We start from the raw sequence: 19,822 nt of genomic DNA on the forward strand, positions 1-19,822 counted from the left end.
CGGATCAGCCGCCGCTGACGACCGGCTTGCCGATCAGTTCCACGCCCGCTTCCCGTAGCTCCTCAAGGGCCCGCTCCGTCGTCGCCGGGGAGACACCCGCCGTCAGGTCCAGCAGGACCTGGGTGCGAAAGCCCTCCCGGGCGGCGTCCAGGGCGGTCGCGCGCACGCAGTGGTCGGTGGCGACGCCCACCACGTCGACCTCGTCGATCTCGCGGTCGCGCAGCCACGCGGCGAGCGGGGTGTCGTTCTCGTCGGTGCCCTCGAAACCGCTGTACGCGGCGGAGTAGGCGCCCTTGTCGAAGACGGCGTCGATGGCGCCGGAGGCGACCGCGGGGGCGAAGTTCGGGTGGAAGCCCACCCCCTCCGTGCCGGCGACGCAGTGCGCCGGCCAGGAGCGGACGTAGTCCGGGTCGTCCGCGAAGTGGCCGCCGGGCGCGATGTGACAGTCCCGGGTGGCCACCACATGGCGGTACCCCGTGCCGCCCGCCTGCCCGATCAGCTCGGTGATCGCGGCGGCGACGTCCGCACCCCCCGCCACCGCGAGGCTGCCCCCCTCGCAGAAGTCGTTCTGCACATCCACGACGATCAACGCGCGACGCATGATGGTGTCCTTCTGATGGTGGTGAAGTACCCGAGCCTAGAGAATGACGGGCCCGTAGGGGAGGGGGCGGACGACAGACCCTAGCTACCCGGGCGCTCGTGGACGTACTCCGTCGGCAGGACCGGTTCCCCCCGCGACAGCTGCGTCGCGGACAGGGGGAGGTTCGCCCGCGCGGCGATGTGCCGCTCGCGCGGTACGTCCAGCGGCTCGCGCGCCACGACCCGGCCGTCCTCGACCAGCCGTACCAGCAGCTGCCGGTCGGCGAGCCGCGCCGGCACCGGTCCGGTGCCCACGACCTCCGCCTCGGCCACCCCGTGCGCGTCCAGCCGCCGCGCCGCCCACTTGCGGCCCCCGACGGACGCCTTGCCGCCGCTGGACTTCTTCGCGACCGGCACCAGCGGCGCCTCCGGGTCCGCGGTCTCGGCGCGCGCGACCAGCTTGTAGACCATGGACGCGGTCGGATGCCCGGACCCGGTGACCAGCTGGGTGCCGACCCCGTACGCGTCCACGGGCGCCGCGGCCAGCGAGGCGATCGCGTACTCGTCCAGGTCCGAGGTGACCACGATCCGGGTCCCGGTCGCGCCCAGCTCGTCCAGCTGCCGGCGGACCCGGTGCGCGACCAGCAGCAGATCGCCGGAGTCGATGCGCACCGCGCCCAGCTCCGGCCCGGCCACCTCCACCGCCGTACGGACCGCCTCGGCGACGTCGTACGTGTCCACCAGCAGCGTGGTGCCCGGGCCGAGGGTGTCCACCTGGGCCCGGAAGGCGTCCCGCTCGTGGTCGTGCAGCAGGGTGAAGGCGTGCGCGGAGGTGCCGACGGTCGGGATGCCGTAGCGGAAGCCGGCCGCGAGGTCGGACGTGGTGGCGAAACCGCCGACGTAGGCGGCGCGCGCGGCGGCGACGGCCGCCAGCTCGTGGGTGCGGCGGGCGCCCATCTCGATCAGCGGGCGCTCACCGGCTGCGGAGGCCATCCGGGAGGCGGCGGCCGCGATGGCGGAGTCGTGGTTGAGGATGGAGAGGATCACCGTCTCCAGCAGCACGCACTCGGCGAAGCTGCCCTCCACCCGCAGGATCGGGGAGCCGGGGAAGTACACCTCGCCCTCGGGGTAGCCCCAGATGTCCCCGGTGAACCGGTAGTCGGCGAGCCACGCCAGGGTCTCCTCGTCGACGATCCGCTGCTCGCGCAGGAAGCCGAGCTGGCCCTCGTCGAAGCGGAAGTTCTCCACCGCGTCCAGGACGCGCCCGGTGCCCGCGACCACGCCGTAGCGCCGCCCCTCCGGCAGCCGCCGGGTGAAGACCTCGAACACGCTGCGCCGCTCGGCCGTGCCGGCCTTCAGCGCGGCCTGCAACATCGTCAGTTCGTACTGGTCGGTGAAGAGCGCCGTCGAGGGAACATCCACCGGCAGCCCAAGGTCCGCTGTGTTCATGGCAGGGATCGTACCCCCTATTCGTCAGTGTGACGATTTCCGGGGCGCATGGCAGCATGGTCACCGTGACGTCACCCGCGCCCGTAGAGATCGAACGCACCGAGTCGGCGGAGGAGGTCTTCGCCGTACCCGAGTCCGACGTCCCCTGGGTCACCATCGTGCACAACGACCCGGTCAACCTCATGAGCTATGTGACGTACGTCTTCCAGACGTACTTCGGCTACTCCAAGGACAAGGCCACCAAGCTCATGCTCGATGTCCACCACAAGGGCCGGGCGGTCGTCTCCAGCGGAACCCGCGAGGAGATGGAACGCGACGTGCAGGCGATGCACGGCTACGGTCTGTGGGCCACCCTCCAGCAGGACCGGAAGTAGCGACCCCATCCCATGCCCGGACAATTCGAACCGCTTCCCGGCGGCGGCGCGGCCGTCGCCCTCGACGACGTCGAGATCTCCATCATCCGCTCGCTGGCCGTCCAGCTCCTGGAGCTGATCGGACCGGGCCCCGGCGAGGACGCCCCCAGCGACCCGCTCGCCGAGCTGTTCGCGGAGGGCCCGAGCGAGCCGCCCGCCGACCCGGTGCTGCGCCGGCTCTTCCCGGACGCGTACAGCGACCCGGAGAAGGCCCCGGACTCGCCCGCCCAGGCCGAGGAGCGGCGCGCGCACTCCGCCGAGTTCCGCCGCTTCACGGAGAACGACCTCCGGGCCGGCAAGCGGGAGAACGCCCTCGCGGTGATCCGCAGCCTCGACGCGCTCGCCCCGGTGGACGAGGGCGGCGCCGTGCTGAAGCTGTCGCCCGAGGAGTCCCGGCGCTGGCTCGGCTCGCTCAACGATCTGCGCCTCGCGATCGGCTCCCGGCTGGAGATCGCGGACGACGACGACACCGAGCTGCTCTACCGGCTCCCCGACGCGGACCCGCGCAAGCCGATGGTGATGGCCTATCTGTGGCTGGGCGGCCTCCAGGAGACCCTGGTGGCGACTCTCCTGTCGTGATTCCGGTGAGCCCGGCGCTTTGCGTGTTCGCTCAGCGGACGCTCAAATCCGGATAACGATCCCGTCACCGTTGCGGCCTGGTTTGCCGTATTCACTCGCTCTTTGTCCGCTTTTCCCTGTGAAGCGCGCCACATCCCGACCCCCCGATCACTATTGCGATCGTGATAAATCTTCACGACCGCCCGGCGAACACCACCCTTGTACGCCGGGTGCGCCACCGAGCCGACGACCGTCGGCCAGGCATGAACTCCATCAATCCGGGGGGATTCGAAACCCGGTCCGCGGCCGACAAGAGGCACGGATCGGAATGGAGAAAGGCGCACCACCATGACCTCAGCGCAGGTCGACCAGCGTCCCGACGGCCCCGAGTCCGCGCGGGCGGAGGGCGGCGAGGGCGAGGGTTATCAGCGCGGGCTCGGCTCCCGCCAGATCCAGATGATCGCCATCGGCGGCGCCATCGGCACCGGTCTGTTCCTCGGGGCGGGCAAGGGCATCTCCAAGGCGGGACCCAGCCTCATCCTGGCGTACGCCATCGCGGGCCTCGTCATCTTCTTCATCATGCGCGCGCTCGGCGAACTGCTGATGTACCGCCCGGTCTCCGGCTCGTTCTCGGAGTACGCGCGCGAGTTCATCGGCCCCTTCGCGGGCTTCGTCACCGGCTGGACGTACTGGCTGTTCTGGGTGGTCACCGGCATCACCGAGGTCACCGCCGCGGCCGCCTACATGACGTACTGGTTCGACATACCGCAATGGGCCTCGGCGCTGATCTTCACGTTCGTGCTCTACGCCGCCAACCTGATCTCCGTGAAGCTCTTCGGTGAGCTGGAGTTCTGGTTCTCCATGGTCAAGGTGACCGCGATCATCGGCATGATCCTGATCTGCGCGGGCATCCTGACGATCGGCTTCTCCGACGCCGGCGACACCGCCTCGGTGAGCCACCTGTGGAACCAGGGCGGCTTCTTCCCGCACGGCATCGGCGGCACCCTGATGACGCTCCAGATGGTCATGTTCGCCTTCCTCGCCGTCGAGCTGGTCGGTGTGACCGCGGGCGAGTCCAAGGACCCCAAGAAGGTCCTGCCCAAGGCGATCAACACCGTGCCGTGGCGGATCGCCGTCTTCTACGTCGGCGCGCTGATCATGATCCTCTCGGTGGTGCCGTGGACCGAGTTCCACCCGGGGGTGAGCCCCTTCGTGGCCGCCTTCCAGAAGATGGGCCTGTCGGTCGGCGCCGGCATCGTCAACTTCGTGGTCCTCACCGCCGCGCTCTCCTCCTGCAACTCCGGTATGTACTCCACCGGCCGCATGCTGCGTGACCTGGCGCTCAACGGGCAGGGCCCCCAGCTGTTCACCCGGCTGACGCGCAGCGGCACCCCGCTCGTCGGCACCACGTTCTCCGCCGCGCTGATGCTCGTCGGTGTCTGGATCAACTACCAGTGGCCGGGCAAGGCGTTCGACTACGTCGTCTCCTTCGCGACCATCTCCGGCATGTGGGCGTGGATCGTCATCCTGGTCTGCCACATCCGCTACCGCAGGGCGTCCGACCGCGGGCTGCTGCCCCGCTCGGAGTTCCCGGCCCCCGGCGCCCCTTACGCCAGCGTGCTCTCCCTGCTGTTCATCGGCATGGTGATCGTGCTGATGGGCATCGACAAGGACGCCCGGGTCTCGCTGTACTGCGCGCCGCTGTGGGGTGCGATCCTCGGCGTCTCCTACGCGGTGCTCAAGCGCCGCAACCCGGAGGCCGCGGCCTTCGCCAAGCGCTGACGCCACCGCCGGACCCCCACCGGGACGTCCGGCCGTCGGGAGCACTCGTGGCGCCCTCGGCGGCCGCCGCTCAGGACGTCCAGCATGCGGGCCGTCTCGTACCATCCCTCGGTACGAGGCGGCCCTCTGCTTATCCTGGCCCCCATGCTGACCATCACCCAGGCCCTGTACGACCAGATCGTCGCCCACGCCCGCAAGGACCACCCCGACGAGGCGTGCGGCATCGTCGCGGGCCCGGCCGGCTCGGACCGCCCCGAGCGGTTCGTCGCGATGCTGAACGCGGCCATGTCGCCGACCTTCTACGAGTTCGACTCCGGCGATCTGCTCAGGCTCTACCGCGAGCTCGACGACCGCGACGAGGAGCCGGTGGTCATCTACCACTCGCACACCGCGACCGAGGCGTACCCCTCGCGCACGGACATCTCGTACGCCAATGAGCCCGGTGCCCACTACGTCCTGGTGTCCACCGCGGACACGGACGGCCTCGGCGACTTCCAGTTCCGGTCCTTCCGGATCGTGGACGGAGAGGTCACCGAGGAGGAGGTCAGGGTCGTCGAAACCTACTGATCTCAGCATGCGACCGGGATTCATCCGACAGGTGAGATCACATTCCGGTCCGCTGACCGGGAATCGATACGATGAGCCCATGGTTACGACTGTGGTGCGCGCCCTCGGCTTCTGACGGTGGCGCGTCCCTCGGCCGACGTACCGAGCCCGCAGCCCCCGAAGACCCTTCCGACAGGAGCCCGCACCATGGCCATCGAGGTCCGCATCCCGACCATCCTCCGCACGTACACCGACGGCCAGAAGGCCGTGGAGGGCAGCGGGACCACCCTCGCCGAGCTGTTCACCGACCTGGAGAGCCGGCACGCGGGCATCCAGGCCCGCATCGTGGACGGCGACCAGCTGCGCCGGTTCGTCAACGTCTACCTGAACGACGAGGACGTCCGCTTCCTGGACGGCATCAACACCAAGCTGTCGGACGGCGACAACGTGACGATCCTGCCGGCCGTCGCCGGCGGGATGCGCTGATCGGTCGCTGAGCAGCATGCGCTACGACTCCCCGCTGGCCGCGGTGGGCAACACCCCCCTGGTGCGCCTGCCGCGGCTGTCGCCGTCCCCCGAGGTCCGGATCTGGGCGAAGCTGGAGGACCGCAACCCCACCGGCTCGGTCAAGGACCGGCCCGCGCTGCACATGATCGAGCAGGCGGAGAAGGACGGCCGGCTCACCCCCGGCTGCACCATCCTGGAGCCGACCTCCGGCAACACCGGCATCTCGCTGGCCATGGCGGCCAAGCTCAAGGGGTACCGGATGGTGTGCGTGATGCCGGAGAACACCTCCCAGGAGCGCCGGGACCTGCTCGGCATGTGGGGCGCGGAGATCATCCCCTCGCCGGCCGCGGGCGGCTCGAACACCGCGGTGCGGGTGGCCAAGGAGCTGTCGGCGGAGCACCCGGACTGGGTGATGCTCTACCAGTACGGCAACCCGGACAACGCGGGCGCGCACTACGCCACCACCGGCCCGGAGATCCTCGCCGACCTCCCCTCGATCACCCACTTCGTCGCGGGCCTCGGCACGACGGGCACCCTGATGGGCGTCGGCCGCTACCTCCGCGAGCACAAGCCGGACGTCAGGATCGTGGCCGCCGAGCCCCGCTACGACGACCTGGTCTACGGCCTGCGCAACCTGGACGAGGGCTTCGTCCCCGAGCTGTACGACGCCTCGGTCCTCACCACCCGCTTCTCCGTGGGCTCCGCCGACGCGGTCACCCGCACCCGTGAACTCCTCCAGCAGGAGGGCATCTTCGCGGGCATCTCCACGGGCGCCGCGCTGCACGCCGCGATCGGCGTCGGCGGGAAGGCGGTCAAGGCGGGGGAGCCCGCGGACATCGTCTTCATCGTGGCCGACGGCGGCTGGAAATACCTGTCCACGGGCGTCTACACGGCCACCACCACGGAAGCCGCCGTCGAGACCCTCCAGGGCCAGCTCTGGGCCTAGTTTCCGGGGCACAAGTTTCGGCCGAGTCACGTCTCAAGTGATCACCAGCCCCCTCTCACGAGGGGGCTAAGCCGTTCCTATGGGGAAGCAAAGAAATCCTTCCGGCACTGCCCGGTGGTCGGTTTCCGGGGCTACGTTCCTCCCGCACCCTGTCATGTCACGCTCAGTCGGCATGAGGTGTGCCTGAATGTCATGCTCATGACTGCGTGGTCGCCGCTACGCGCGTCACGGGCTGCCAACCAGTGCGAGAAACCCCACTTCCCGATGGAGGCAGTACCCACATGCGTGAGTCACGCCCGAGCGGACGAACCCGAAGTGCGCGAAGACTTCTGGCCGTCGCCTTCCCCGCTCTCTCCCTGACCGTCGCCGGATTCGCCGCCGCGCCGACGGCCGGCGCGGTCCAGCCCGCCGTCGCGGCCCACCCGCAGACCAGCAAGGTCACCACGAACAACAAGGCGCTGACCGCCCCCCAGCGGCAGACCTTCCACGCGACCGGCAAGGCCGGGCAGAAGGTCCCCACGACCCACGTGTGCGCCACGGACCACACGCCGGGCCACGCGTCCTGCTTCGCCCAGCGCCGCACGGACATCAAGCAGCAGCTGGCCGCGGCGATCACGCCCAACGCCACGCCCTCCGGCCTCTCCCCGGCCAACCTGCACAGCGCCTACAACCTGCCCACCTCGGCCGGTTCGGGCATGACCGTGGGCATCGTCGACGCCTTCAACGACCCCAACGCCGAGTCGGACCTGGCCACCTACCGGTCCCAGTACGGCCTCTCCGCCTGCACCAAGGCCAACGGCTGTTTCAAGCAGGTCAGCCAGACCGGCTCCACCACCTCGCTGCCGACCAACGACAGCGGCTGGGCCGGCGAAGAGATGCTCGACATCGACATGGTCAGCGCGGTCTGCCCGAACTGCAACATCGTGCTGGTCGAGGCCAGTTCGGCGAACGACACCGACCTCGGCGTGGCCGAGAACGAGGCCGTCTCGCTCGGCGCCAAGTTCGTCTCCAACAGCTGGGGCGGCTCCGAGGACTCCTCGCAGACCAGCGAGGACACCCAGTACTTCAAGCACCCGGGCGTCGCGATCACCGTCTCCGCCGGTGACGAGGGCTACGGTGCCGAGTACCCGGCGACCTCCCAGTACGTGACCGCCGTCGGCGGTACCGCCCTCACCACCGCCTCCAACTCCCGTGGCTGGAGCGAGTCGGTGTGGAACACCAGCTCCACCGAGGGCACCGGCTCCGGCTGCTCGGCGTACGACCCGAAGCCGAGCTGGCAGACCGACACGGGCTGCGCCAAGCGCATGGAGTCCGACGTCTCCGCGGTCGCCGACCCGGCCACCGGTGTCGCGGTCTACGACACCTACGGCGGCAGCGGCTGGGCGGTCTACGGCGGCACCAGCGCCTCCTCGCCGATCATCGCCAGCGTCTACGCGCTCGCGGGCACCCCGGGCTCCGGCGACTACCCGGCGAAGTACCCCTACAGCCACACCGGCAACCTGAACGACGTGACGAGCGGCTCCAACGGCTCCTGCTCCACGGCGTACTTCTGCAAGGCGCAGACCGGCTACGACGGTCCGACCGGCTGGGGCACCCCGAACGGCACCGCGGCCTTCACCTCGGGCGGCGGTACCGGCGGCAACACCGTCTCCGTGACCAACCCGGGCAGCCAGTCCACCACGACCGGCAGCTCCGTCAGCCTCTCCGTCAAGGCTTCCGACAGCGCGGGCGCGGCCCTGACCTACAGCGCCTCCGGCCTGCCCACCGGCCTGTCGATCAACAGCTCCACCGGCGTGATCTCCGGTACCGCGTCCACCGCGGGCACCTACCAGGTCACCGTCACCGCGACCGACTCCACCGGCGCGACCGGCTCCACCTCCTTCACCTGGACCGTGGGCACCGGCGGCGGTGGCGGCGGCTGCACCTCCTCGCAGCTGCTCGCCAACCCGGGCTTCGAGTCGGGCAACACCGGCTGGACCGCCTCCAGCGGCGTCATCACCAACGACTCCGGTGAGGCCGCGCACGGCGGCTCGTACAAGGCGTGGATGGACGGCTACGGCACCTCGCACACCGACACCGTGTCCCAGTCGGTGACGATCCCCGCGGGCTGCAAGGCGACCCTCTCCTTCTACCTGCACGTCGACACCGCCGAGACCAGCACCAGCACCGCGTACGACAAGCTGACGGTCACCGCCGGTTCGACCACCCTCGCGACCTACTCGAACCTGAACAAGTCGACGGGTTACGTCCAGAAGACCTTCGACCTGTCCTCGCTGGCGGGCCAGACGGTCACCCTGAAGTTCAACGGCGTGGAGGACTCCTCGCTCCAGACCAGCTTCGTCGTGGACGACACGTCCCTGACCACCAGCTGATCACCCGCACCACCTGAACCACCCTGCGATCCCGCACGCGGAACTCCGCGTGCGGGATCCGTTCGTTGGCCGGTCCTTTGCCCGCCGTTCGTTGGCCGGTCCTTTGCCAGCCGGCGGGATCCGATCGGGGCCGCGGTACGTCCCATCCGTACCAGGCGGGCCAACCGGCGGCCCCGCAGAAAGGCGGTCCCCCCATGCGCCGTACGACACTTCTCGCCCTCGCGGCCACCCCCCTGCTCCTCGCGGGCTGCGGCACCCACACCAGCTCCACCGGCAGCGGCAAGGTCTCCCCGGCCCCCGGCGGCCCGGTGTGCCGGAACGCGGTGCGCCTGACGGCGGCCGACAGCGGTCGTACCGTCTGCGTGGCCAAGGGCGGAGAGGTACGGCTCAGCCTCGGCGGCACGAAGGAACGCCCCTGGAAGCCGGTCACCGTCACCGGCGGCGCCCTCAAGGCGATCAACTCCGGCCTCGTCGTCCGGCCGGGCGGTGCCGAGGCCGCCTACCACGCGAGCGCGTCGGGCACCGGGAAGCTGACGTCCTCCCGCCCGATGTGCGCGACCGCTCCCGGCCAGATGTCCTGCAAGGGCATCCAGGAGTGGACGGTCACCGTGACGGTGAAGAGCGGCTGACCCTCTTCTTCCGGCTCTGCCGGCTCTGCCGGCTCTGCCGGTACGACCGGTTCTACCGGGCGAGGTGGCGCACCTGGTCCCACAGGACCGGGTCGACCACCCCCACCCGGCGGCGGAAGTCGCCGACCGGCACCTCGCGCAGCTCGTCGGTCTGGAGGAAGCTCGGGCGGCCCTGCGCGTCGCCCACCGCGCCGGGCGGCAGCGGGATCACCCCGGCGCGCTCGTCGTGGTACTTGGTGGTGATCTTCGCGACCGTGGCCCGGTCACCGCGCACGGCCAGCACCAGACAGGGCCGGTCCTTGACCTCGGCGCGGTCCTCGTAGGGCACGTTCGCCCACCAGATGTCACCCGGCGACGGGCGCCCGCCGCGCGGCGGCGCCGCGTGCCGCTCCCGGGTGCCCGCGCGGCCCGGCGGCCGCGACCGCCGCCCGGCGGGCCGGCGCCCGCGGCCCCAGCCGTCGATGACCGTGGCCACCAGCGCGAGCAGCACCACCGCGGCGAGCGCCAGCCACCAGGACGTGTCCATACGACGACGTTACCGGCGCGCGGCGCGGGGCGCGCGCCCTTGTGCGAATCCCGTGCGCCCCGGGCACCAGCCGAACCGGTGACAGCACAGGTGAGTTCGCCCACAACGGCCCCTGGCAGAGGAGCGACCCGCGCCCGGGCGCCGTACGCTCGACGGACCGCACGACCCCCGTCAGCCCTTTTCGAGGTTCCTCGGCTCCGTGAGGACCCTCGGCCCACCTGTCTTCGCCTACGGAGGTTTCTGCTTCATGAAGCTCACCGTCGTCGGCTGCTCGGGGTCGTTCCCGTCCGCGGAATCGGCCTGCTCGAGCTACCTCGTCGAGGCCGACGGCTTCCGGCTGCTTCTCGACATGGGCAACGGCGCCCTGGGCGAGTTGCAGCGCCACTGCGGTCTCTACGACCTCGACGCGATCTTCCTCAGCCATCTGCACGCCGATCACTGCATCGACATGCTCGGGTATTTCGTCGCGCGCTACTACCGCCATGACGGCGGGCGCTGCGCGGCGCTGCCGGTCTACGGCCCCGAGCGCACCGAGCACCGTCTGACCACGGCGCACGGCGACACGCCTTCCGCCTCCTCGATGAGCGAGGTCTTCGACTTCCGCACCGTCAAGCCGGCCACGTTCGAGATCGGCCCCTTCACGGTGCACACCGACCGGGTCCGCCATCCCGTGGAGGCGTTCGGCATCCGGATCGAGCACGCGGGCAGGTCCCTCACCTACTCCGGGGACACCGGGGTCACCCCCGTACTGGACGAGCTGGCCCGGGACACCGACCTGTTCCTGTGCGAGGCCGCGTTCACGTACGGCAAGGAGGACATCCCCGACCTCCACCTCAACGGCCGCGAGGCCGGCGAGACCGCCACCCGCGCCGCCGCCCGCCGCCTGGTCCTGACCCACATCGCCCCCTGGACCGACCCGGAGGTCAACCTCCGCGACGCCCGCGCGGCCTTCGCGGGTCCGGTGGAACTGGCGGCCCGGGGCGCGGTGTACGAGATCTGAGGGACGGTACGCACGACAGGCCGAGGGCCCCGGAACCCTGCTGGTTCCGGGGCCCTCGGCCTGCGCGGGTGCTACTTGGCCTCGGCCTTCCGGAGTTCGGCGAGTTCCTCGTCGGACTCGCGGCCCGGGGTGGGCAGGTTGAACCTGGTGATGGCGAAGCGGAAGACGACGTAGTACACGGCGCCGAAGCACAGGCCGACCAGGGCAAGACCCCAGGGGTTGCTGGCGATGCCCAGGTTCAGCAGGAAGTCGATCGCGCCGGCGGAGAAGCCGAAGCCGTCCTTCATGCCCAGTGCCCAGGTCAGCGCCAGCGCGACACCGGTGAGTACCGCGTGGATCGCGTACAGGGCCGGCGCGATGAACATGAACGTGAACTCGATGGGCTCGGTGACACCGGTGACGAAGGACGTCAGCGCGAGCGAGAGCATCATGCCGCCGACGACCTTGCGGCGCTCGGGGCGGGCGCAGTGCACGATGGCGAGGCAGGCGGCCGGCAGGCCGAACATCATGATCGGGAAGAAGCCGGTCATGAACTGGCCCGCGGTCGGGTCGCCGGCCAGGAAGCGGGCGATGTCGCCGCTCTTGCCGTGGTACTCGCCGGCCTGGAGCCAGGGGAAGGAGTTCAGCAGGTGGTGCATGCCGATCGGGAGCAGCGCGCGGTTGGCGACACCGAAGATGCCGGCGCCGATCGCGCCCGATCCGACCAGCCACTCGCCGAAGTTGTGCAGGCCCGTGCCGAGGACCGGCCAGATGTAGCCGAAGACGACCCCGAGCACCAGACCGGCGAAGGCCGAGAGGATCGGGACGAGCCGGCGGCCACCGAAGAAGCCCGCCCAGTCGGGCAGCTTGGTGCGGTAGAACCGCTGGTATATGAGGGCGACGACGAGGCCCATCACCACGCCGCCGAGGACCTTGGCGTCCGCCGCGGCGTCCACCATGACGACCTTGCCGTCGACGGCGGTGGCCACCTTCGGCAGGCTCTTGTCGGTGAACGTGCCCAGCACGTTCTTGAAGACCAGGTAGCCGACGACCGCGGCGAGCCCCGTCGAGCCGTCCGACTTCTTCGCGAAGCCGATGGCGATGCCGACCGCGAACAGCAGCGGCATGTTGTCGAGAATGGCGTTGCCGCCCGCCGCCATGAAGGACGCGATCTTCGTCAGGAACGCCGGGAAGTCCGGGCGGCCCAGCATGTCGGTGTTGCCGAGGCGGACCAGGAGGGCGGCGGCCGGCAGTACCGCCACCGGCAGCATCAGGCTGCGGCCGATGCGCTGCAGCACGGCCATCACGCCGGCGCCCTTCTTCTTCTCGGCCGCCGGAGCGGTGGTCGCCGTGGTCACGTGTTCCTCCAGTAGGCAAGGCGCCGCCCGGGAACCATGGAAGGGGACGGCAGCGTCTCTGGTCTACACCACTTACTGGTGTAGACCTGTTGTAGCACGATGAAGGCGCCGTAAGGAACCACGAATTCCGCGACCGGAACGCTACGCGCCGTGCAGGCCAGGGCGGCCGCGGGGGCGGGCCGCGGAGGTCAGAGTCCGGTCACGTCCTCGACCTCCGCCTCGGGCTCGCGGCCCGGGGTCTTGAGGTCGAACCGGGTGATGGCGAAGCGGAAGACGGCGTAGTAGACCACCGCGAAGCACAGGCCGATCGGGATGATCAGCCACGGCTTGGTCGCCAGATGCCAGTTGATGACGTAGTCGATCAGCCCCGCCGAGAAGCTGAAGCCGTCGTGCACCCCGAGCGCCCACGTCAGCGCCATCGACACCCCGGTCAGCACCGCGTGGACCGCGTACAGGACCGGCGCGATGAACATGAACGAGTACTCGATCGGCTCGGTGATCCCGGTGACGAACGACGTCAGCGCCACCGACAGCATCAGGCCGCCGACCTCCTTGCGGCGGTGCGGCTTGGCGCAGTGCGTGATGGCCAGCGCCGCCGCCGGCAGCGCGAACATCATGATCGGGAAGAAGCCCGAGGTGAACTGCCCCGCGTGCGGATCGCCCGCCAGGAACATGCTGATGTCACCGTGCACCACCGTCCCGTCCGGCTGGGTGTAACTGCCGAACTGGAACCAGAGCGGCACGTTCAGGAACTGGTGCAGGCCCACCACCAGCAGCGCCCGGTTGGTGACCCCGAACAGCCCGGCGCCCCACGCCCCCGCCGCGTGCAGCCAGCGGCCGAAGCTCTCCAGCCCCGCCCCGACCGGCGGCCACACCCACAGACACAGCGCCGCGAACAGGATGGCCGCGAACGCCATCAGGATCGGCACCAGACGGCGCCCGTTGAAGAAGCCCAGCCAGTCCACCAGCCGCGTCCGGTGGAACCGCGCCCACAGGAACGCGGCCAGCAGACCCAGCACGATCCCGCCGAAGACCCCCGGGTTCTGGAAGGTGAACGCCGCAACCGTCCCGTCCCCGGCCCGGCAGCCCACCCCCGGCAGCACCGTCGAACCGCCCGGGCAGTCCTGCGGGAACTGGTGCAGCACCCCGTAGTAGACGAGGAAGCCCGCGATGGCCGCGAGCGCCGTGGAACCGTCCGCCTTCCTCGCCATCCCGATCGCCACGCCGACACAGAACAGCAGCGGCAGCCCCAGCGAACCGTCCAGCAGCGCCCCGCCCGCACCCCGCATCACCTTCGCGACCGTCGTCCAGCCCAGCCCGTCCGCGCCCACCACACCCTGCTGCCCGAGCCCGATCAGCAGCCCCGCCGCCGGCAGCACCGCGATCGGCAGCTGAAGGCTGCGCCCCATCTTCTGCAGGCCCTGGAACAGCCGGCCCCAGCGCTCCCGCGCCACGTTCCCCGGCGCGCTCCCCTCGCTCATGGGCGTCCTCCGGCCACTCGGCGGCCCCTCGGCTCGGGCGCGGTTTGGCGACCGTCCCTCCGCTGGTGTAGACCAGTTGCCCGGACGGTTCCGCTGTCGTGAACGCCATCCTTCGGCACGGACGGCATGACCGCTCGCGAAGATGGGCCAACTGTGGGTTACTGCGACAAAGCGGTTCGGATCAGGGGAGAAGCAACATGGCCAGCAAGGCTGAGAAGATCGTCGCCGGCCTCGGCGGGATCGACAACATCGAGGAGATCGAGGGCTGCATCACCCGCCTGCGCACCGAGGTGTCCGACCCCTCGCTCGTGAACGACGCCGCCCTGAAGGCCGCCGGCGCCCACGGTGTCGTCAGGATGGGCACCGCCATCCAGGTCGTCATCGGCACCGACGCCGACCCGATCGCCGCGGAGATCGAAGACATGATGTGAGCCCCGGGACCCGCACGGGTCCCGCCGGGCCGCCGGTGACTTCACCGGCAAGGGGCTCTTCCCGACGCGGGAGGAGCCCCTTCCGTATCTACGGCTAGGCTCCATGCCATGTCTCGCATCGACGGCCGTACCCCCGATCAGCTCCGCCCGGTCACCATCGAACGCGGATGGAGCAAGCACGCCGAGGGCTCCGTCCTCGTCTCCTTCGGTGACACCAAGGTCTTCTGCACCGCCTCCGTCACCGAGGGCGTCCCGCGCTGGCGCAAGGGCAGCGGCGAGGGCTGGGTCACCGCGGAGTACTCCATGCTGCCCCGCGCCACCAACACCCGCGGCGACCGCGAGTCGGTCAAGGGCCGCATCGGCGGCCGTACCCACGAGATCTCCCGCCTCATCGGCCGCTCGCTGCGCGCCGTCATCGACTACAAGGCGCTCGGCGAGAACACCATCGTCCTCGACTGCGACGTCCTCCAGGCCGACGGCGGCACCCGCACGGCGGCCATCACCGGCGCGTACGTCGCCCTCGCCGACGCCATCACCTGGGCACAGGGCAAGAAGCTGATCAAGGCCGGCCGGCAGCCGCTGACCGGCACGGTGAGCGCCGTCTCCGTCGGCATCGTCGGCGGCGTCCCCCTCCTCGACCTCTGCTACGAGGAGGACGTGCGCGCCGAGACCGACATGAACGTCGTCTGCACCGGCGACGGCCGCTTCGTCGAGGTCCAGGGCACCGCGGAGGCGGAGCCGTTCGCCCGCGACGAGCTGAACGCGCTGCTCGACCTCGCGGTCGGCGGCTGCGACACGCTGGCCGCGCACCAGCGGGCGGCCCTGGAGGCCACACTCGCCCCCTGACGGGCAACCTGGCGGCCCCTCCCCGCGTCCTACCTCTACGCAGTAGCGGGAATCCGGGGAGGGAACCATCATCATGGCCGCCAGCCGAGGCCGTCTCGCCGCCGTCCTGGCGACCGCCGCGCTCACCGCGGCCCTCGTCGGCGGCTGCGGCGCCACGCACCGGGCGATGGACTGCGTGCACACCGCCGACACCATCGCCGACGGCGTCACCGATCTCCAGCAGGCGGTGGAGAACGCCGCGCACGACCCCGGGCGGGCCGACGCCGCGCTCGACGCGATCGAGCGGAACGTGCGGAAGATCGGCGACAAGACGGACGACACCGACGTCGACAAGGCCGTGGACGATCTGGACAAGGCCGTGGGCCGGGTCCGTACGGCCCTGCGAAACGGGGACCGGACACCGGATGTCGGACCCGTGACGGACGCGGCGGGGGAGCTGACGAAGGGGTGCGCGAAGTAGGCGCGAAGGAGTCGGGCGCGGGTCCCCCCGTGGCTACTCGCGCAGCTCCCCGCGCTCCTTCTCGGCGCGCTTCAGCGCCCGCTTGCTCGCCTTGCGCTCCACCCCCACCCCGCCCCAGAACGCGAAGCCCCCGATGACCACCCGCGGGGCACCCGGCTCGGACAGGCCCTCGTCCCGCGGATGCTCGAACGCGCCCATGATGCCCAGACCGCGGACGACGACCTCGACACCCGGCGGCACGGTGATCTGGGCGCCGCCCAGGACGGCCACGACATTGATCTCCACCTCGCGGTCGGCGAAGTTCGCGTCCCGCAGGTCGAGGTCGGCGCCGCCCAGGAACGCGAAGCACTTGAAACGCCTGGGCACGGTCCAGCGGCCCTTGCGCTCGAAGCCGGACAGGATGGCGATGCCGCCCGAGGACGAGCCCTCGCCACCGACGATGCGGGAGGACCAGCTGTCGTCCCGGACCGGCGCCTTGCCGAACGAGACCGGCGCCGGGGCCGAGCCGGCCGGCAGATCACGGGTGATCGGGACCAGCTCGCCGTACGTACGCGCCGCGTACGTCGCCTCCAGCCGCTCCTCGAACTCGCCCATGTCCAGGCGCCCTTCGGCGAGGGCGTCACGCAGCACCTCGGCGACCCGTTCCCGGTCAAAGTCGGAGGCGCGGAGTTCGGGACGTGCGTCGTCGGTCATGGCAGCAGCCTACGAGACCGCCTTCTCCGCGTACATCTTCGCGATGACGGCCTCGATGTCCGGTTCCCGCACCGACAGGTCCACCAGCGGATACCTCGCCGCGAGCTGCGCGACCAGCGGCGCCGCCGACTGCCCCGCCGGGAACGCCAGCCACTGCCGGGGCCCCTCCACCCGCACCACCCGCGCCGCCGGCACCTGAACCGGCGGCAGCTCCCGCTCCAGGTCCACCACCAGCGTCCGCTCGCTCTCCCCGGCCTCGTGGAGCCCCGTGAGCGGACCGTCGTACATCAGCCGGCCGTGGTCGATCACCATCACCCGGGAGCACAACTGCTCGATGTCCTGGAGGTCATGGGTGGTCAGCAGCACGGTCGTACCGCTCGCGGCGTTCAACTCCCGCAGGAACCCCCGCACCTTGGCCTTGGAGACGACGTCCAGGCCGATCGTCGGCTCGTCCAGGTACAGCACCTCCGGGTCGTGCAGCAGCGCCGCCGCGATGTCCCCGCGCATCCGCTGCCCCAGCGACAGCTGACGCACCGGAGTGTCCAACAGCGTCCGCAGCTCCAGGAGTTCGACCAGCCGGTTCAGGTTCTCCCGGTAACGGGCGTCCGGGATGCGGTACATACGGTGCGCCAGCCGGTACGAGTCGATCAGCGGCAGGTCCCACCACAACGTGGTGCGCTGCCCGAACACCACCCCGATGCGATGCGCGAGGCGCGCCCGCTCCCGCGCGGGGTCGATGCCCGCGACCCGCAGCCGGCCACCGCTCGGCGTCAGAATCCCGGTCAGCATCTTGATCGTGGTGGACTTCCCGGCGCCGTTCGGCCCGATGTAGCCCACCATCTCCCCGCGCGCCACGGTGAACGACAGCGAGTCCACCGCCCGCACCTCGTGCCGCTCCCGCTTGAGGAACCCGCTCTTGCGGCGCACCGAGAAGACCTTCTCCACCTTCTCCAGCGCGATGAAGTCGTCCATGACGCCCTAACTCCCTGTGCTCCGGTACGAACGTAGTCCCGCCCGCCAGGCCAGCCCGGCCAGCGCGCAGCAGCCCGCCGCCACCAGCGGCGTCGTCCAGGCCACCCAGCCCGGCAGATCCAGCGGATACGGCCGCCCGAGGATGTAGCTCGCGGGCAGCCAGTTGACGAAGGCCAGCGGCAGCACGAACGTCACCCCGCGCACCAGCTCCTTCCCGAACACCGTCGGCGGGTACTGGAGCAGCGTCGTACCGCCGTACGTGAACGCGTTCTGCACCTCGGCCGCGTCCTGCGCCACGAACTGGAAGGCCGCCCCCGCCACGAACACCGCGCAGAAGATCCCGCAGCCCGCCAGCAGCGCCACCGGCATCAGCAGCAGTCGGCCCACGCTCCAGTCCACGTCCAGCCGGGTCAGCGCCCAGCCCAGCACCAGCGAACCCTGGGTGACCCGGCCGAGGCGGCGCAGCGCGAACCGGTCCGCCGCCACCTGCGCCAGTATCGGCGCCGGCCGCACCAGCAGCGCGTCCAGCGTGCCGTCCCGCAGCCGCCGGCCCAGCCGGTCCATCGAGCCGATCACCAGGTCCGCGAGACCGAAGGAGACCGCCGACAGGCCGTACAGGAACGCCACTTCGGGCAGCGACCAGCCGCCGAGGGCACGCACCCGCGAGAACATCAGCATGATCGCGACGAAGTCGAAGAAGGTCGCCGCGAAACTCCCGAACGTGGTCATGGCGAACGACGCCCGGTACGCCATCGTCGACCGGATCCACATCCCCGCGATCAGCCCGTACGCCCGCGCCCCCGCCACGAGCCGCCCGCGCTCAGCCACCCTGCACCACCACCCGCCGCGTCGCCACCGACTGGAGCAGCCGCCCGCCGCCCAGCAGCACCACGGCCCACGCCCCCTGGAACAGATACGTGCGCAGCGGATCTCCGTGCCCGAGCAGGATGTCCGCCGGCGCCTGGAGGAGCGAGGACCAGGGCAGAGCGCGTACGACGGTGCCGAGCGCCCCCGGGAACACGTTCAGCGGCAGCAGCATCCCCGAGCAGAAGTAGCCGAGCAGCCACGTCATCTGGCTCACCCCGGTGCCGTCCAGCAGCCAGAACGCGCTCAGCGCCACCAGATAGCGGATGCCGAAGCCGACCAGCATCGCCAGCAGCACGGCCAGCCCGAACGCCGCCCAGGTGCCCGGGTCCGCCGGCAGGTACGCCGGAAAGACCAGCGCGCCGAAGACGAACGGCACCACCCCCCGCCCCAGCAGCTGGAAGAACGCCCGGCCCAGATCGGCGGAGAGCCACCACAGCTGGAGGTCGGCCGGCCGGTACAGGTCGATCGCCACATCCCCCGTGCGGATGCGTTCCATCAGCTCGTCCTCGACGCCCCCGCCGCTGATCGCGAGCGTCGACAGGAACGCCTGACCCAGCCACACATAGGTGACGGCCTGCGCCTGGTCGTATCCCCCAGATGCGGTTTCAGGTCCCATAGTGCCTTGTAGGTGTAGACGAGAATGAGCCCGAAAACCGTGTTGGTGAAGACCCCTGCCGCAGTGGCGGCCTTATACGTCGCGTACCGTCTGAATCCCCCTAACGCGACGGCCGCGTACAACCGTCCCGCGCCCACGTCAGTCGACCTCCTCGGACCACTCGACACCGAAGCGCAGGAGCCTAGTCCGGAGGCCCGGCGGCCTGCCACGCATTTTGTGGCCGAAGCGTGCCGGAATCCGGGAACGGAACGCCAGGTGCGAGAGTCTTCAAACGGGGGGCCGCAGAAGGCGTACGAGGCGTACGGGAACGTACGACGCGAAACAGGAGTCCGTGCACGACATGAGCGACGAGCCACAGCCGCAGCAGCCGAACGAAGGCGTGGCACCGGATAAGCCGCTGCCGGCTGCGAGGCCCGGGACCCCGGCGCCGGGATCTCCCGCCACCCCGTCCAAGGGGGCCGGCCGAGTGAAGGACACCGAGGAATCGGGGAGGGACGAGAAGCCGGAGACGGCCGGGGCGGCGCACACGCCCGGGAAGCCCGAGGGGTCTGCGCGGCCCGGGGGGCGCGCCGAGGGGGGCGACCGGGCCGGATCCGGCGAGCGCGCCGCGCGGGCCGGGAACTCCGGCGACGCCGGCGCGGCCGGGAAGGCGCGGGACGCCGACGAGAACCGCGGCACGGGCAGGACCCAGGGCGCGGACAAGCCCCGGGGCGCGGCCGAGGGCACGCCCGCGGGCGACCGCGGGGCGAACCGGGACTCCGGAGCGGCGGCCGCCGACACGGCGCGCCGTTCCGTGCCCGCGCCCCAGGACC

The 19,822-nt window shown here is 70.7% G+C and carries 20 protein-coding genes and 1 pseudogene; 12 read left to right on the forward strand and 9 right to left on the reverse strand.

Translation table 11 applies throughout. The features are described 5' to 3' along the window. Positions 1 to 4 precede the first annotated feature (4 nt). Positions 5 to 601: a nicotinamidase gene (locus GHR20_RS22510; protein WP_153814194.1), complete on the reverse strand. Its 597-nt coding sequence runs from the start codon at positions 599 to 601 to the stop codon at positions 5 to 7. 80 nt (positions 602 to 681) lie between these two features. Continuing rightward, positions 682 to 2,028 carry a nicotinate phosphoribosyltransferase gene (locus GHR20_RS22515; RefSeq protein WP_153814195.1) on the reverse strand — a complete coding sequence of 449 codons (1,347 nt, stop codon included), beginning with the start codon at positions 2,026 to 2,028 and terminating at the stop codon, positions 682 to 684. Between the two features lie 56 nt (positions 2,029 to 2,084). On the opposite strand from GHR20_RS22515, the gene clpS reads away from it, so the two are divergent. The 8 genes from clpS (at position 2,085) to GHR20_RS22555 (ending at position 9,781) form a co-directional block, all read left to right on the forward strand. Next, positions 2,085 to 2,402: an ATP-dependent Clp protease adapter ClpS gene (gene clpS / locus GHR20_RS22520; RefSeq protein WP_153816096.1), complete on the forward strand. Its 318-nt coding sequence runs from the start codon at positions 2,085 to 2,087 to the stop codon at positions 2,400 to 2,402. A 12-nt stretch (positions 2,403 to 2,414) separates the two neighbouring features. Then, the gene (locus tag GHR20_RS22525) at positions 2,415 to 3,020 is read left to right on the forward strand and encodes a DUF2017 domain-containing protein (protein ID WP_148024648.1); all 606 of its coding nucleotides are present in this window, start codon (positions 2,415 to 2,417) and stop codon (positions 3,018 to 3,020) included. A 327-nt stretch (positions 3,021 to 3,347) separates the two neighbouring features. Further along, positions 3,348 to 4,781 (forward strand): amino acid permease, encoded by a 1,434-nt coding sequence (locus GHR20_RS22530; RefSeq protein ID WP_148024649.1) that lies wholly within the window; start codon positions 3,348 to 3,350, stop codon positions 4,779 to 4,781. A 144-nt stretch (positions 4,782 to 4,925) separates the two neighbouring features. Next, a complete protein-coding gene (locus GHR20_RS22535) occupies positions 4,926 to 5,348 on the forward strand; it encodes a M67 family metallopeptidase (RefSeq protein ID WP_111584396.1) in 423 nt (140 codons plus the stop codon). A 186-nt stretch (positions 5,349 to 5,534) separates the two neighbouring features. After that, a complete protein-coding gene (locus tag GHR20_RS22540) occupies positions 5,535 to 5,813 on the forward strand; it encodes a MoaD/ThiS family protein (protein WP_111584397.1) in 279 nt (92 codons plus the stop codon). A gap of 16 nt (positions 5,814 to 5,829) precedes the next feature. Next, positions 5,830 to 6,780 (forward strand): cysteine synthase, encoded by a 951-nt coding sequence (locus GHR20_RS22545; RefSeq protein WP_148024651.1) that lies wholly within the window; start codon positions 5,830 to 5,832, stop codon positions 6,778 to 6,780. 281 nt (positions 6,781 to 7,061) lie between these two features. Next, positions 7,062 to 9,152, forward strand: coding sequence for a putative Ig domain-containing protein (locus tag GHR20_RS22550; RefSeq protein WP_153814196.1), 2,091 nt, complete (start codon positions 7,062 to 7,064; stop codon positions 9,150 to 9,152). Between the two features lie 194 nt (positions 9,153 to 9,346). After that, positions 9,347 to 9,781, forward strand: a complete 435-nt coding sequence (locus GHR20_RS22555; protein WP_153814197.1) for a hypothetical protein — start codon at positions 9,347 to 9,349, stop codon at positions 9,779 to 9,781. A 52-nt stretch (positions 9,782 to 9,833) separates the two neighbouring features. On the opposite strand, the gene GHR20_RS22560 is transcribed toward GHR20_RS22555, so the two are convergent. Beyond that, positions 9,834 to 10,307: a type II toxin-antitoxin system PemK/MazF family toxin gene (locus GHR20_RS22560; RefSeq protein ID WP_111584401.1), complete on the reverse strand. Its 474-nt coding sequence runs from the start codon at positions 10,305 to 10,307 to the stop codon at positions 9,834 to 9,836. A gap of 247 nt (positions 10,308 to 10,554) precedes the next feature. On the opposite strand from GHR20_RS22560, the gene GHR20_RS22565 reads away from it, so the two are divergent. Next, the gene (locus GHR20_RS22565; RefSeq protein ID WP_153814198.1) at positions 10,555 to 11,307 is read left to right on the forward strand and encodes an MBL fold metallo-hydrolase; all 753 of its coding nucleotides are present in this window, start codon (positions 10,555 to 10,557) and stop codon (positions 11,305 to 11,307) included. Positions 11,308 to 11,378: 71 nt separating this feature from the next. Here the strand turns inward: GHR20_RS22565 and GHR20_RS22570 are convergent, their stop codons facing one another. Both GHR20_RS22570 and GHR20_RS22575 read right to left on the reverse strand, forming a co-directional pair. Beyond that, the gene (locus tag GHR20_RS22570) at positions 11,379 to 12,644 is read right to left on the reverse strand and encodes a PTS transporter subunit EIIC (RefSeq protein WP_153814199.1); all 1,266 of its coding nucleotides are present in this window, start codon (positions 12,642 to 12,644) and stop codon (positions 11,379 to 11,381) included. 188 nt (positions 12,645 to 12,832) lie between these two features. After that, complete coding sequence (locus tag GHR20_RS22575) at positions 12,833 to 14,125, reverse strand: PTS transporter subunit EIIC (protein WP_153814200.1); 1,293 nt, start codon at positions 14,123 to 14,125, stop codon at positions 12,833 to 12,835. Positions 14,126 to 14,322: 197 nt separating this feature from the next. Here GHR20_RS22575 and GHR20_RS22580 point away from each other — a divergent pair, with 197 nt between their 5' ends. From GHR20_RS22580 to GHR20_RS22590, 3 genes are all read left to right on the forward strand, one after another. Continuing rightward, on the forward strand, positions 14,323 to 14,556 hold the full coding sequence (locus tag GHR20_RS22580; RefSeq protein ID WP_111584405.1) for a PTS glucose/sucrose transporter subunit IIB: 234 nt from the start codon (positions 14,323 to 14,325) through the stop codon (positions 14,554 to 14,556). A 108-nt stretch (positions 14,557 to 14,664) separates the two neighbouring features. Then, the gene (gene rph, locus GHR20_RS22585) at positions 14,665 to 15,402 is read left to right on the forward strand and encodes a ribonuclease PH (RefSeq protein ID WP_148024656.1); all 738 of its coding nucleotides are present in this window, start codon (positions 14,665 to 14,667) and stop codon (positions 15,400 to 15,402) included. Positions 15,403 to 15,475: 73 nt separating this feature from the next. After that, on the forward strand, positions 15,476 to 15,862 hold the full coding sequence (locus GHR20_RS22590; protein ID WP_153814201.1) for a hypothetical protein: 387 nt from the start codon (positions 15,476 to 15,478) through the stop codon (positions 15,860 to 15,862). A gap of 33 nt (positions 15,863 to 15,895) precedes the next feature. Here the strand turns inward: GHR20_RS22590 and GHR20_RS22595 are convergent, their stop codons facing one another. The 4 genes and pseudogenes from GHR20_RS22595 to GHR20_RS22610 all read right to left on the reverse strand — a co-directional run bounded on the left by GHR20_RS22595 (position 15,896) and on the right by GHR20_RS22610 (position 19,147). Next, positions 15,896 to 16,555: a DUF1707 domain-containing protein gene (locus GHR20_RS22595; protein ID WP_153814202.1), complete on the reverse strand. Its 660-nt coding sequence runs from the start codon at positions 16,553 to 16,555 to the stop codon at positions 15,896 to 15,898. Positions 16,556 to 16,564: 9 nt separating this feature from the next. Beyond that, positions 16,565 to 17,527 (reverse strand): ATP-binding cassette domain-containing protein, encoded by a 963-nt coding sequence (locus GHR20_RS22600; RefSeq protein WP_153814203.1) that lies wholly within the window; start codon positions 17,525 to 17,527, stop codon positions 16,565 to 16,567. 6 nt (positions 17,528 to 17,533) lie between these two features. Next, a complete protein-coding gene (locus GHR20_RS22605) occupies positions 17,534 to 18,298 on the reverse strand; it encodes an ABC transporter permease (RefSeq protein ID WP_111584571.1) in 765 nt (254 codons plus the stop codon). A 49-nt stretch (positions 18,299 to 18,347) separates the two neighbouring features. After that, positions 18,348 to 19,147: pseudogene (locus GHR20_RS22610) on the reverse strand (ABC-2 family transporter protein). Positions 19,148 to 19,822 lie beyond the last annotated feature (675 nt).

The sequence above is a fragment of the Streptomyces sp. SUK 48 genome, from assembly GCF_009650765.1.
Classification (GTDB): Bacteria; Actinomycetota; Actinomycetes; order Streptomycetales; family Streptomycetaceae; genus Streptomyces.